Here is a 12,929-nt window from a genome sequence, read left to right on the forward strand (position 1 = left end):
CAACGCTGACGCCATGAAAGAATACATCTTCAGCGATCCCCAAAAATGGAACACATGGCTGTCCAAACAAGTTGATGCGGACTTGACGTTTGAGGTAACCTTTTCGGATCCATCTTTCACGGGAGACGCAATAAAGGATGTCTTTTTGGCATCCTCCAAACTCGTCGGAAGCTTGCTTGATGTTAACAGCATCCAGAAAACCAATTTTTTCAATAGCAGATTGGATAACGCTGCATTTCAAGTTGCAGCACTTTCTGATGTGGGGTTCGAAAGTTGCGTCTTGTTTGGAGCAACATTCCACGGAAGCAAACTTCATCGCTGTAACTTCGACTTCACGCAGTTGGACGATGCGACATTCGAGCGAAATCAGATACACAACTCGAGGTTCGTTGGCGCGAAGGGAGAGAAGGTCAAATTTCTTGGTGTTTCGGTAAAAGACACTCAGCTGCGCCGGAGCAATCTTCGCAGTTCGAGTTGGAGCAAAGCAACCCTTCGCAATGCAAACTTCCACGACGGTGGTTTGATCGAAGCAAATTTTACCGAGTGCAAGTTTATCGGTTGCAAATTTAACGGCGTTCGGTTTGGCAATGCTACTCTGTCTAATTGCGAATTTGTTGCAGGCAGCTTCATTAGGGCAAACTTTAAGAATGCCCGTCTTGCCGACATAGAGTTTGCAAATGTAAATCTCCTGAAAGCCAACTTTCGCGACGCGGAGCTGCAAAACGTCATTTTCGTTGATTGCGACCTGACAGGTGTCGATTTTACAGGGACGAGTATCTATAGCGCTGATCAGCTGAAAGGTTGTACTACCGATAGAACTACAATATTTGCAACCGACCCAAATGAGAATGAGGTCACTCGCGAGGTAAAAGCGGCCAAAACAGAACATCACTTGGCTCCGCCACCCTCACGCTTCCACCCATTGAATTTTCTGTAGGAGAACTCACAACGGGTTCTCAACTTAGAAATCGGCAAACGATACATACAGTAACCCCGATTTCTTTTGAGCGAGCAGATGGTTCCCATGAAGCAATAGTTCTTGAAAGCCTTGCGATCGCTATGTGGGGAAAGGAGAACAGGCTTGGTTTCTTGTTTGACCAAATCCAAGCTGAACTGCATCAGCAGGAAGATCGAAGCGCTTACCTTGAGGGACAATCTTGGCTTGAGAGGCTGATGGATTACGAACTGGCTGACGTCAATCGAGACGCTAGATATGCAGCCGTCAAAGCCGCAATTGATGAACGCTATGCAATCCCTTACTTCGGTAGCCTCAAATCCCTGACAGAGCAGTCGCTTTCCAGTTTCATGGGGTTTGTGACTTTTGCTCAAGAAACGGGGACTGAAGCCGTTGTTACAGGAGCTCTTGTCTACGGGTGCTCCGTTATCATCATCAGAGCAGCACCTGTCATTGGGGATGCTGCCGGTGACAACAGTCGCAAAGTCATGAATGCCCTTGGCAATCGCATAGTCACGATGATTGAAGCCAAAGACAAAGAGCTGGAAGACAGCTAGATGACTATCTTGCCCCCTGCTCCACCGAGACCTTTCCTCTCCTACCTGCCAGGACAGCTGCGTGGGTTTGGGTTTGTTTTTGCGGGTAATTTGTGGAGCCTGGGCGTCTATCTGATTTATCAGGGTAGCGCGTTGCGGGACTGGTTTCTGGCTGGGTTTCTCTGGATTATTGGGGCGGTTATCGTTTACTGGCTGGCAACACGGATTGATCCCGTTTTCAGCCCGCTCAAAGCCCTGCTGGTCACCCTGTTCTTTCAGGTACAGATGTTCGCCTCCATCGCCCTCATCCGCGTTAGTGTGGCGGATTTCGAGATCGAAGCCATCAACCAGCTGACCATCACCCAAATGGTTTTGGCGGTCTACATCCTCATGGTGCCCATAACCCTCCTCTCCGCTTTCATAAGCTGGGTGAGGCAGAGCAACTGATGGTGCCAAGTTTTTGTTTGGAAAATCAGTAAGCATCATAGCATTAACCTCTGCCACTTAACGCAGAGTGCAAAAATGCTATTGAAGAATCTCCGAAAATAAATCTAACTAAATTCAATTTACTTAAAAGTGTTTTTATTTTCGGGTTAGAACTATGGAAGACAAAACTCATTGGTCTGAAGTGATGCTCCCAGTTATGGGAGTATTCTATGCATTTGCTGTTTTTGCTGCAGCTATTATGGCTCTCACAGTTCCTAATGATCCTTTGAATTTCTGGTTTCCCAGTACCACTTCTGGGGCAGAAACTTGGAGAAATATTGGTTTGATGTTTGTGGGAGTAGTTGGTTTGCCATTTATTGTTTGGCGAACAATAACCGCACATAAGCAGTCTAATACCGCCAATGCGCATCTTGAGCTTACGGTGCGTGGACATAGCATAGACCGCTTTCAGCAGGCAGCTCATTTGTTGAATAGTGATGTATTGCCGATCCGCGTGGCAGGTATAACCAAGTTTGGAGAGTTGGGTAGCGCTCCAGAGAATCTCCGTTACATGACTATCCAAAAAATACTCTGCTCTTTCATTCGCACACGATCTGAAGAACTTAAAGAAACGCTGGATAGAGATGCAGCAAACTATATGATGATGAATCTTCGACGCGGAAAGGAAGGTTCTGGAAATAGTAAATGGAGCTATGCAACTATAATTGATGAAGATATCACCGAAGCATTTCGAGTATTTTCTGAAATTAGGACGGAAGAAAACCGAAAATACGAGAAAGATTGGTGCCACAATTTTGCTAAGATAAAATTGCCTTTTGTGGCTCTCCCTGGCTACGATCTCTCGGGTAGCGCGATCTGGGAGGCTAACTTTCTTTTTGGTATTTTCATCAATACCGATTTTTCTGAATCCCTTTTGGGGCTTGCTGATTTTCGTTTCGCAAGACTTAGGGGAGCTAACTTCACCAGTGCTGACTTGTCTTATTGCAACTTCGCCAATGCTGATCTGTCGGAATGCAATTTGACTAAAGCAGATATGACTTGTGCTAAGTTGCATGAGGCAATCCTCAAAGAATCTAATTTCTCTGACACGAATGTGAGCCGGGCTGAGATATCGCCTCATTGGCAGCACCTTTTTTGCTGCAGCCAGAAATCGCAGATACGTTGGGTTAACAAGGATGGAAACCCAATCCCCTTCATTCCAGATCCCCTACACAAGCCTCTATCGCCAAAACCTCTCAAGCCACTGCCCTCCTCGCGTTCACAAGCTCACTCGGACGAGGTGCGCCAACTTGAGTGCAGTAGCGGTTGACGGCTCGGCAGACGACGTGGACGCTGACGCCGGAGGCGGTGGCGATGCGCTCGTAGTTCCAGTGGAACTGGCAGCTGAGGCCGTAATAGAAGCATCCCCGACAGAAGACATCCTGCTTGCGTTTGCTGGCGCTGGTGAACAGACGGCCAACGGGCACCTTGCAGGTTTTGGCCACGCCAGCTGCAAAGCTCTGCACGTCCTCCGGCAACGCTTTGAACAGGCGGATCTGGGGTGTCAGTTCCCTGCTCTGCACCGGATGCAATGCCACACCGTTCACCACCGGAACACCGGAGAGAATGGTGCGCTCGGCCTCTTTGGGCTGGATCACGTTCTCCACGTCATCCTCTGAGCAGCCATAGATGCCTGCAATGGCTCGTGGGCTCATGTTGTTGGCGTGGTGCTGTAAAATTCTGCGGCGGATTTTGGGGGACTGGATCATTTTACGCCCTCCCGCTCGATGGCTTCGCAGGTTTTGTCCAGCTTGACGGCCACGCTGATCAGTTCTGCGATTTCCTTGCGCAAGTGGTGGCGCTTCACTTCATCGGCAGAGACTTTGCCGTCATCCTTCAGGCACTCGGCCACGCGGGAGATCACATCAGAGAACTCTTTGGAGAGCGAGCCCATGTTACCGATCCAGTCGGGCTCGGCGGCTTCTCGTGGGAGTTTGACCAGGGCATGGCCGCTCATGCGTGCCAGGATGCGGGTGAGCACGGGATCAGCGGCCTCATGCTCCAGATCGGCAATCACGTCCACCGGCATGGCGTCATGACTCTGCTGGTTGCCATAGCGGGAGAGCTGGCACGGTGCCACGCGGGTGACCATGCTGGCCGCTTCCACCCCGCCATTCAGCTTCACCAGAGCTTTGGAGTAGGCAAACAGGCGGGAATAGTCAGATTCCGGCAGGGTGCGACTGGTCTGTGAGCGGGACATGCAAAACTATCCTTCAGTGTTTCGCTGACAGCGCCCGGTCAGTCTTGCAGACTGACCGTCCAAAGCAGCGGAGCCGAGCTGATGCAGGCAGAGAAATGGAATTTGGAAAAACTGGAGCGCGATGCTGAACGGCAGAACCATGAGTGCCGGCGACAGATGCAAAGCGCCCTCGCCGCCTGCCGGTTCGCCCGGTGCTTTTCGGGCAAGGTCAGAGAGGAGTGTCATCGCGGCGCTCCTCTCCGTCTTCTGAAGCATGCTTCCAATTGAAAAGCGTACGCGGAACGGAAACGCCTTGGGACGCTCCCATATTGTCCAGCGCATCAAACCAGGCCGCGGGAAAGACGCCCTTGCCTTCGGCGGCATAAATTGCGGATTGCTTGACGCCCAAAGCCGACTTAACAGCTTCGCGGCCAAGTGATTGGAGAACTTGCTTTGCATCGGTCATGACCCGTAACATTACAAATATTTTGTTACATCACAAGTACAAAATAAAAAAGCTTCCAATTTTTTTGTAATCTGGAATCTTTAAGGCCATGAAAGAACCAGAAGAATCCTCGACCAAACACGTTGCCGAGCGCCTTAAATGGCTCAAGGAATACTATGACTTGAGCACAAAAGAGCTCGCGAGCAGTGTGGGCGCGAGCTACACCCAGATGGCAAACTGGGAGAATGGCACACAGCGCCTATCCCTCAAGGGTGCGCTGGCCATTAACGACACTTACGGCACCTCATTGGACTTCTTGTTCATTGGGAGAGTTGAGGCATTGCCACAGAAGATTGCGAAAGCCTGGGCATCCAGACCACGCGAGAGCAGCTCTAGTAAATCGAGCGATAGCCCTGTCGAATAAGCGATAATTATCAGTCGTCTCAATCTACATTCATCACGCATAACTCAACCCTTAAAATACGGAATAAGGGCTGAGTTATAGGATGTATGCAGATTGAATATTTAGAAGCAGAGGCTATAATAGTCATCACAGAGCGCAGCCCGCGCATCCTGAAGAACAAGCTTATAGGTAAATGGCGTAGGAGCGTCAGCCAAACTCAAATTAAACTCCTTCATCTCAAGGCCCTGATACGCAATATCATTTAGTAGCCCTGGATCCCCTTTATACTTTTCTCGAAATAGATTGTATACAAGATCAAGCTTCGCTGGCTTCCTATACGAAGTTGAATAAATTACATCAGCCTTCACAAATTCTTGCAGAAGAGAATAGAAGTCTTCGCCTATATTGAAGTCATTACCCCTCACCGTGAGAGTTTCTGACTTCGCAGAGTAAGTCAGCCTAGAAGAAGCCATACCTGCAGCATAGCGGTCAGCGCCACCAGTTATTAAAGTCAAATCAATGTCGACCTTAGGCCGTATTGAGTTTATTAACTTTGCCAATGAAGTCAGAGACCTTGCTCGCTCAATAGAGGTCCAGTCACCAATTCCGGCCTCCATAAAAAGCATACTCACCTCCCCCTCTTCATTTTCTCTATCTTCGAGCTTGTAGTAGCCACCCCTTATTAAATGCAACGGCACAAGGCTGTGCTTTTGTAGATCTGAAGGAGTCTCCACCTTCGCAAGCTGACTTGAGAAACTCAAATCCTCGCACTTTCGGCTCAGGTGCTCCATCGCAGCAGAAAGACTCTTCGCGCTATAGAGAAGGACATCACCATTTAGGCTACGCATTTCCATTCCGCCCTGCACCTGCTTCATGCCCCTTACGGGATAGGAGGAGTGCTTCAAAGCGGTTTCATAGCTAGATAGAACAATATCGCCACGATAGCGCTCTGCTCGCAGATGGGGGCGACTAACCTCCTCGTCATCCACCTGAAATAGAAAGCTCAGAAATGTCGGATCCAGCAAAGTTCTGCGGCTATACTCCTCAAGGCCCAGAAGGGAGAGGCTATACAGAGTAACTATCCCGCTAGTGCAGGAAATAGCCAGCTGTAGCGGATGATCAGTGTGCCCGGCAGGCTCAATCACGACGGACGCCGTTGCGCGCGGAAGCGGGGGTACAACCTCAAACGCATCCGAGGATGTGGCAGACAAAAATAAAATCAATGAAGTTAATGCGATAGCTTTCATAGGTGCCCCTTAGAATTTAGGGGTAACTTTAGTAAATTTGCAGCATCTCGGCACAATGAAAAATATTCATCTACAAATATTTTGTACTACATCGGTTGACAATACAAATATTTTGTAATTTCTTATGAAGATCAATCAGACAACTTTTTTGCTCTGAAAACACACTTTCCGAAGTGCCTGTCATGCAGCTCCCTACGCTAGGCAGGTGACAGGCGCGGGCACTCCTTCCAACCCTTGTGCCCGTGCCATTTGCTTCATGCGCTCAGGAGATTTCTGCATGAGTTCATATCTGACACTTGCCTCACACAACACCGGCCCACTCCTGCAACCAGGACAGTTGCCGACAAACTCCACCGCCGAGCAACAAGGCCACAAATTGCTCGACCAGATCGCCCCAAGCTTTGGCGAGATTGCGTTGAAGCGAGAAGACCTGAAACAGGTCCTGAAAGACAGCCCCGCAGACAGCACTGCGATCGTGGCGCAGATCCATAACCTTCAGGATTTCTATCGTGACGGCTGGCAGCTGTGCCAGCATGCCCTCAACAAGTTGGGTCGGGGGTGATCATGAACGAGACCGTAAGCCTCATTCCATTGCCAGAGCGCTGTTACATCAATCTGAGCCACCCTGCCTCATCCAAAGTGAGCTGGCGGTCTCTGGGTATTGTTCTCGGCCGCGTCGCTGCCCTGCCAAACCTGACGGATATCTTCTTATCTCAGGCCCAGTTCAATCTGCTGGCAGCCCGGTTCACACCACGCCCTTTGCGCCCGCTGATGATGACCTCTGGCCTCCAGGTGATCCTGACCAACCTTGCTTATGTGGAAACGGACTGTGATAGCGGCCAAACAACCCTGCAGCGCCCCTCAGGCGGCCTCTGCGAGCTTGCCAAGCACTTGGGGAGCTCATACCCCGCCCCAACACCATCTCGCGCACTGACAGCGCCAAGCTGGAGCAAATCCGGCAAGCCACCACAATCACCGCCCTCAACCAACTCTCCCGCCGAAGCCTGACAGGCCCAACCATTCCACTAGCTGCGACCATCAAGCCCAAAAGCCCCGAGATTGCTGCCATCGACTGCAGATGCGATGGAGACAGCCGTAAACTGCAACACCTTTAAAAACGGAGCCGCAGCATGAGCACGATTGAACTACTGACGACACGAGAAGCAGCAAAACGCCTTCGCCTTTCCAAGTCCACGCTCGATGCATGGCGCTGTCAGGGGATCGGCCCGAAATACTGCAAAATCGGACGAACTGTCCGCTACACGGCAGAGGAACTCAACGCGTACATAGCTGCAACAGCCTGCCGCCACACGGGAGAGTAGAAAAAACCGCTACTCCTTCACAACAAGAGTTAGTAAATCGATAAATTTGAACATAAACATTGATACAGGCCTGTATCTGCCATATCCGCATCTCAAACACATAACAACGAAAGACTATGCGATGCGGAAATGGCTGATACTGGGGCTAACAGCCTTTATTTTGAGTGGCTGTAAAACATTAACGAGCCTGCCTTACCTACTGAACAACTTCCCCATCGACAGCAAGCGAAACTACGTTGTCTGGAGATTTGACAGTTCAGCCTTCTTCATGGTCGACACCTTCTGCAAGGTCTCAAAAAACAACAGTTTCAAGGACTGTAGCAAAGACAAAAACAGCAATCCGAACAAGCTGTTTTTTGGCCAGAACAGAGTGTCTTTTCAGCATGATGGCCATCTCTATTTCATCGGCTATTCTGAGCAGCCTCGCCGTGGGAGGTTTGCTCTTTACAAATCAGAGGGCAGTTTCACCCAATCAACGCAGACGCTTGAGATTGAAGACGCCACATATCACAGCAACTTTGCTCCAGGCACAGTGACTGTTATCCCGTATGGCGATCGCGAACGCCCCTCCCACAGCAAGTGGATCAAAAGCCTCAGAAAAGCCCTCAACGAAGCCTTTGGCCCCAGAGCTGCAAAGTTGAAAATCGTGACAGCTAAGAAGCAATACACTGTATGCAGCACCCTACCTAAGGATGCGAAAGATGCGGTTGAAGTTTGCAAGCTCTCCAAACGCTAAAACATAGCTCTTTGCCTGATAGTGTGGCGGGTCATCCTTGCCCTGCCACGGCTATTTCTGCTTCATCAAGGCGGCGACAACTTCCACCTTATCCTGATGAGATGCACCATCCAGATGCGCGTAGTGCCGGCGCGTTGTCGTCAAATCTGAGTGCCCGAGAATGTCAGCAATGTCCGCCAGCCCAACACCACTCAGACGAAGATGCGATCCGACTGTTCGCCGCAGATCGTGGATCTGCAAATCTTTGATACCAGCACGGTCGCAAATATCCTTATGAGCACCATAGAGCGTGTGCTCATCAATCGGCGAGTTGGCCCTGCCAAATGACGCAAACACAAAGTCACAGCCCTTCACCTTTGGGATGTTCTGCAGATGCTCGACAACCTCTCTTGCCAACCGAAATGTTTTCTCACCCGTCTTCGTGGGCTGAGTGACCATTGCCATTTCAAGGTCCAACTGCTCCCAACGCAGCGATAAAGCCTCGTCTTTACGTCGCCCTGTCATGAGTAAGTAGCGAAGCGCATGCAGAGCCATGATCCAGCGCCGCCCACCAGACTGAACTTGCTCCAAGCCCTCCCAGTAAGAGCTAAGCTCTTCAGAGCTCATGAAACGCACCCTTGGCTTGCGCGGGTTACGGCTCACATATTGCCAGGGATTAGCATAGGACAGAGGCAGGAGCCCCTGAGAGATAGACCAGTTGATGATCACTTGACAGGCTATCGCTGCAGTATTCGCTGCGATCGGACCATGCGCTTCAGTCAGCGCCCCAAACTTCACTCGACATCGATCGACGGTAAGAGCCTCAGGACGCAGCTTGTGCCACTCCTCAAACTTGCTGTCCCAGTCCGCCCGATATCTCTTCAAAGTAATCTCGGCAACCTCACCGACCCGGCGCTTGAAGTAAGCCTCGGCCAGCTCTCCGAGCGTCTCCACAAGCACGAGACCTTCGCGCAGTGCCTTCTTTGTTTTGCGCGCCTTCTCCCGCGCCTCTTCAACCGTCATTTCCGGGAAGTAGCCAAGCGCTTCATAGCGACGCTTACCATCCACTTTGACGTAGACAGAAAAGCTTTTCTTTTTGACGCCGATGACAACGACAAGCCCCTGCTCTGCGGAATCGTAAAGCCGAACCTGCTTGCCTGCGTATTCAAAATTCTTAAGATAGGAGTTAGTGAGCCGAGTTGCCATTCAAGAGCCCCAAATCGAATAAATCGCACGGCTCTATTTCAACACGAAAAACTAATCGCAGGCTAGTCACACACCCCATAAAAAAAGCGGCTATTTGGCATAATACCAAATAACCGCAACTTGTTGATTTTAAAAGAACTCGTAGTTCTAAATGGTATTATCAAACCGCGCCGGGGTAATTCGGGCTCTCACGTGTAATCGTCACATCGTGAGCGTGGCTTTCTCTTAGAGAAGCGCCGGAGATGCGGACAAAGGTGGCGCGTTCTTTGTACTCTGGGAGGTTTGGTGCGCCGACGTAGCCCATGGAGGCGCGGACGCCGCCTGCGAGCTGGTGCAGGACAGATGAGAGTGGGCCTTTGTATGGCACCTGCCTTCAATGCCTTCCGGAACCAGTTTGAGCTTGTCAGAGACTTCTGCCTGGAAGTAGCGATCTGCGGAACCGCGCGCCATTGCGCCAACGGAGCCCATGCCGCGGTAGGCTTTGTAGGAACGGCCCTGATGCAAGTAAACTTCGCCCGGGCTTTCTTCCGTACCAGCCAGAAGAGAACCAACCATACAGGAGCCAGCACCTGCTGCGAATGCTTTGGCCATATCGCCGGAGAATTTGATGCCGCCGTCTGCGATGATTGGCACGTCTGCTTTGGCAGCTTCTGCCGCACAGTCGAGGATCGCGGTGAGCTGAGGCACACCGACGCCAGCGACAATACGGGTTGTACAGATAGAACCTGGACCAATGCCCACTTTCACTGCATCTGCACCAGCATCAATCAGCGCTTTTGTTGCAGCTGGTGTAGCCACGTTGCCAGCTACCAGCTCCACGTTCGGGTAACGCTTCTTGATCGCTGCGACCTGATCAATCACAGCCTGAGAGTGGCCGTGTGCAGTATCTACTACGAGAAGGTCCACGCTTGCTTCGATAAGCGCTTCTGCGCGGCGCATACCTTCTTCACCCACGCTGGTTGCAGCGCCTGCAAGAAGGCGTCCCTGCTCATCCTTGGATGCGTTCGGGTTCAGCTGTGCCTTTTCCATGTCCTTTACGGTGATGAGGCCAACACAGCACTGGTTTTCGTCTACCACCAGCAGCTTTTCGATGCGGTGTTGGTGCAGAAGGCGCTTGGCTTCATCCTGACGCACATTATCGCGCACAGTGACGAGGTTGTCGCGGGTCATCAGCTCACATACCAGCTGCTCTGGGTTGGAGGCAAAGCGGACGTCACGGTTTGTGAGGATACCAACGAGGCGGCCAGTTGAAGTACCACCACGGCCACCGTTTTCGACAACCGGAACACCGGAGATCTTATGCGCTTCCATCAGGTTGAGCGCGTCTTCCAGCGTAGCATCCGGGCCAATCACCAATGGGTTGACCACCATGCCGCTTTCGAACTTCTTCACCTGACGGACTTCTTCAGCCTGACGCTCAAGAGGCATATTCTTGTGAATGATACCCAGACCGCCAGCCTGTGCCATTGCGATAGCAAGGCGTGCTTCGGTCACCGTGTCCATTGCGGAAGAGAGGATCGGCAAATGCAAATGAAGATTGCGAGAGATACGCGAGTGCAGATCTACCTGCGCTGGCATGATCTCGGAATGCCCTGGGAGGAGCAGAACATCATCAAAAGTCAGCGCTTCGTGACCTGAAGATGGTTCGTAAAATGTAGGCATCGCCAAGTTCCCTTCGGATAGATATAGACCACCCTGATCCACTCCCTGCTCAAGTGGATTTGATTGCAGAGTTGCCTGAAATGATAGAGAAGTTGACGCGGGTCACTACCACGGCTTTTCCGATTTGAAAAGGGGTCATTTGTCAATTTCAGAAAGCAGATTGCATGTTTTCGCCCTACCCCATTGATTTTATTAAATTACGCAGTGGACCAATGATTGTTGGTAGACTGAGTTCCTCTAGGGTGAGCTTTTGACCGCAGATCACCAGTGCAGGGTGCTGAGCCTTTGACAAAGCCCCTCACCCTTTGGAAACCAGAAAGCCTCACGCATGCCTCACCGCCTCCGCATGACGACTGTGATCGTTGGCATGACGCTGCTGCTTGTACAGTTGGATGCGACGGTGCTGGGCACGGCTATCCCGACCATAGCGCGGGATCTGAACATCAATCCGCTGTCACTGCATATGACGATTTCGCTCTATCAACTGACGCTGGCGGTGTTTATTCCCATTTCGGGCTGGACAGCAGATCGACTTGGCTCAAAGCGGCTGTTCGTTACAGCCACGATCCTGTTCCTGAGTATGTCCGCTGCGTGTGCGCTTTCAACAAATCTCACCCACCTGCTGATTGCCCGCAGCGTGCAAGGTGTTGCCGGTGCGTTTTTGATGCCGATTGGCCGTCTGACGGTTATTCGCATGGCTGGCACGAAGAACCTTGTGCAAGCCATGGTCTGGGTGGTGACGCCAGCAGCGTTCGGGATTGCGTTTGGTCCGTTTCTGGGTGGGGTGATCGTTCATTATCTGAGCTGGCGTTGGATCTTTCTCATCAACGTCCCCGTTTGCATTGCCGTGGGGGCAATGAGCAGTTTTTACTTTCGAGACTACAAGCGCAAAAACAAGATTCCTTTTGACTTTCCGGGCTTCATTCTGCTTGGCAGCGCCGCCTCTCTCCTGCTTGCGGGCATAGCAAATCTCACCAAGGTAACGAGCGAGGCCTCTATTCCGGGAAGCTTGTTCACGGCCAGTCTTCTTTGCGCCTTGGTCTTCATCTGGCACGCAAAACGGGCGGCGCATCCCGTGGTTGACCCGAAGCTCTTCACAAATGTGAGTTATCGCCTCTCAACCTTTGCTGCAGTGCCACTGCGCATTGGGGTGGCTTCCTTTGCGTTTGTGATGCCGCTTATTTTGCAGATACCAATGGGGCTTGATAGCTTGACCACGGGGCTCTTGATGGGAGCTGCAGCGGTGGGCGCCCTGCTTTCCAGAACCGTTGCGCATCGCCTGATCAAGACACTCGGCTTTCGAGGTGTGCTATTGCCCTGCACTGCTGCGCTTTCCGTTTTGACACTGGCGGTGGGTTTTGTCTGGCTCACACAGTCTCTTGCAACAGTCGCAGTACTCATCCTCCTAACAGGCTTCACACGCAGCCTTGTGTTCACGTCCGCGAACACGGCGAGTTATGCGGATCTCACGCGATGTCTGGTCAATCAAGGTGTGAGCTTTGCGGGCCTTGTTCAGCAGCTTTCCATATCGCTGGCTGTAGGATTTGCAGCTGCGGTGCTGCATGTTCGGCAAAATGTGACGGGTGCAGATATGCTGACTGGACCAGATTTCATCTGGCTTTCCGTTTGCACCGGACTATTTGCGCTGTTGCCTGCTGTGTTTTTCTGGTTCCTGCCGGTGAACCTTGGCAAAAACAAAGTGGATGAACAGGCGCACTTGCACCATTAGATTGCACATAACAAAAAGGCCGGTCGAGACCAGCCTTTTGATGA

The 12,929-nt window shown here is 51.4% G+C and carries 16 protein-coding genes and 1 pseudogene; 10 read left to right on the forward strand and 7 right to left on the reverse strand.

From position 1 onward, the window contains the following. Positions 1-13 precede the first annotated feature (13 nt). The 4 genes from JCM12308_RS32910 to JCM12308_RS28485 all read left to right on the forward strand — a co-directional run bounded on the left by JCM12308_RS32910 (position 14) and on the right by JCM12308_RS28485 (position 3,247). A complete protein-coding gene (locus JCM12308_RS32910) occupies positions 14-937 on the forward strand; it encodes a pentapeptide repeat-containing protein (protein WP_373282320.1) in 924 nt (307 codons plus the stop codon). Between the two features lie 152 nt (positions 938-1,089). Beyond that, complete coding sequence (locus JCM12308_RS01535; RefSeq protein ID WP_164845246.1) at positions 1,090-1,512, forward strand: hypothetical protein; 423 nt, start codon at positions 1,090-1,092, stop codon at positions 1,510-1,512. Beyond that, the gene (locus JCM12308_RS01540; protein ID WP_054782648.1) at positions 1,513-1,938 is read left to right on the forward strand and encodes a hypothetical protein; all 426 of its coding nucleotides are present in this window, start codon (positions 1,513-1,515) and stop codon (positions 1,936-1,938) included. It abuts the gene before it with no gap. A 154-nt stretch (positions 1,939-2,092) separates the two neighbouring features. Then, positions 2,093-3,247, forward strand: a complete 1,155-nt coding sequence (locus JCM12308_RS28485; protein ID WP_083416495.1) for a pentapeptide repeat-containing protein — start codon at positions 2,093-2,095, stop codon at positions 3,245-3,247. Here JCM12308_RS28485 and JCM12308_RS27615 read toward each other — a convergent pair. From JCM12308_RS27615 to JCM12308_RS01565, 4 genes are read right to left on the reverse strand one after another with little or no spacing between them, the layout of a single operon-like run. Further along, a complete protein-coding gene (locus tag JCM12308_RS27615) occupies positions 3,174-3,686 on the reverse strand; it encodes a hypothetical protein (RefSeq protein ID WP_128647310.1) in 513 nt (170 codons plus the stop codon). The two genes, JCM12308_RS28485 and JCM12308_RS27615, sit on opposite strands and share 74 nt — an antisense overlap. Then, a complete protein-coding gene (locus JCM12308_RS01555) occupies positions 3,683-4,177 on the reverse strand; it encodes a phage regulatory CII family protein (RefSeq protein WP_054782651.1) in 495 nt (164 codons plus the stop codon). The genes JCM12308_RS27615 and JCM12308_RS01555 overlap by 4 nt, the downstream gene beginning before the upstream one ends. A 6-nt stretch (positions 4,178-4,183) precedes the next feature. After that, positions 4,184-4,402 carry a hypothetical protein gene (locus JCM12308_RS01560; RefSeq protein WP_054782652.1) on the reverse strand — a complete coding sequence of 73 codons (219 nt, stop codon included), beginning with the start codon at positions 4,400-4,402 and terminating at the stop codon, positions 4,184-4,186. Then, positions 4,386-4,622 carry a hypothetical protein gene (locus tag JCM12308_RS01565; RefSeq protein ID WP_054782653.1) on the reverse strand — a complete coding sequence of 79 codons (237 nt, stop codon included), beginning with the start codon at positions 4,620-4,622 and terminating at the stop codon, positions 4,386-4,388. Before JCM12308_RS01565 ends, JCM12308_RS01560 begins: the two co-directional genes overlap by 17 nt. 88 nt (positions 4,623-4,710) lie before the next feature. Between JCM12308_RS01565 and JCM12308_RS01570 the strand changes: the two genes are divergently transcribed. Further along, on the forward strand, positions 4,711-5,025 hold the full coding sequence (locus JCM12308_RS01570; protein ID WP_054782654.1) for a helix-turn-helix transcriptional regulator: 315 nt from the start codon (positions 4,711-4,713) through the stop codon (positions 5,023-5,025). A gap of 101 nt (positions 5,026-5,126) precedes the next feature. Here the strand turns inward: JCM12308_RS01570 and JCM12308_RS01575 are convergent, their stop codons facing one another. Beyond that, on the reverse strand, positions 5,127-6,251 hold the full coding sequence (locus JCM12308_RS01575) for a hypothetical protein (RefSeq protein ID WP_054782655.1): 1,125 nt from the start codon (positions 6,249-6,251) through the stop codon (positions 5,127-5,129). Between the two features lie 277 nt (positions 6,252-6,528). On the opposite strand from JCM12308_RS01575, the gene JCM12308_RS01580 reads away from it, so the two are divergent. From JCM12308_RS01580 to JCM12308_RS01590, 4 genes are all read left to right on the forward strand, one after another. Continuing rightward, entirely contained in the window at positions 6,529-6,813 is a 285-nt protein-coding gene (locus JCM12308_RS01580) for a hypothetical protein (RefSeq protein WP_054782656.1), read from the forward strand. Positions 6,814-6,815: 2 nt separating this feature from the next. Beyond that, positions 6,816-7,259: a hypothetical protein gene (locus JCM12308_RS01585; RefSeq protein ID WP_054782657.1), complete on the forward strand. Its 444-nt coding sequence runs from the start codon at positions 6,816-6,818 to the stop codon at positions 7,257-7,259. 122 nt (positions 7,260-7,381) lie between these two features. Continuing rightward, positions 7,382-7,573 carry a helix-turn-helix transcriptional regulator gene (locus tag JCM12308_RS27620; RefSeq protein ID WP_083416497.1) on the forward strand — a complete coding sequence of 64 codons (192 nt, stop codon included), beginning with the start codon at positions 7,382-7,384 and terminating at the stop codon, positions 7,571-7,573. A gap of 46 nt (positions 7,574-7,619) precedes the next feature. Further along, positions 7,620-8,309, forward strand: a complete 690-nt coding sequence (locus JCM12308_RS01590; RefSeq protein WP_164845247.1) for a hypothetical protein — start codon at positions 7,620-7,622, stop codon at positions 8,307-8,309. 51 nt (positions 8,310-8,360) lie between these two features. Here the strand turns inward: JCM12308_RS01590 and JCM12308_RS01595 are convergent, their stop codons facing one another. Both JCM12308_RS01595 and guaB read right to left on the reverse strand, forming a co-directional pair. After that, positions 8,361-9,494: a tyrosine-type recombinase/integrase gene (locus JCM12308_RS01595; protein WP_054782659.1), complete on the reverse strand. Its 1,134-nt coding sequence runs from the start codon at positions 9,492-9,494 to the stop codon at positions 8,361-8,363. Between the two features lie 160 nt (positions 9,495-9,654). Next, a pseudogene (gene guaB, locus JCM12308_RS01600) lies at positions 9,655-11,072 on the reverse strand (IMP dehydrogenase). Between the two features lie 430 nt (positions 11,073-11,502). Here guaB and JCM12308_RS01605 point away from each other — a divergent pair. Continuing rightward, complete coding sequence (locus JCM12308_RS01605; RefSeq protein WP_208978171.1) at positions 11,503-12,885, forward strand: MFS transporter; 1,383 nt, start codon at positions 11,503-11,505, stop codon at positions 12,883-12,885. Positions 12,886-12,929 lie beyond the last annotated feature (44 nt).

The sequence above is a fragment of the Pseudovibrio denitrificans JCM 12308 genome (assembly GCF_001310815.1).
Taxonomy (GTDB): domain Bacteria; phylum Pseudomonadota; class Alphaproteobacteria; order Rhizobiales; family Stappiaceae; genus Pseudovibrio; species Pseudovibrio denitrificans.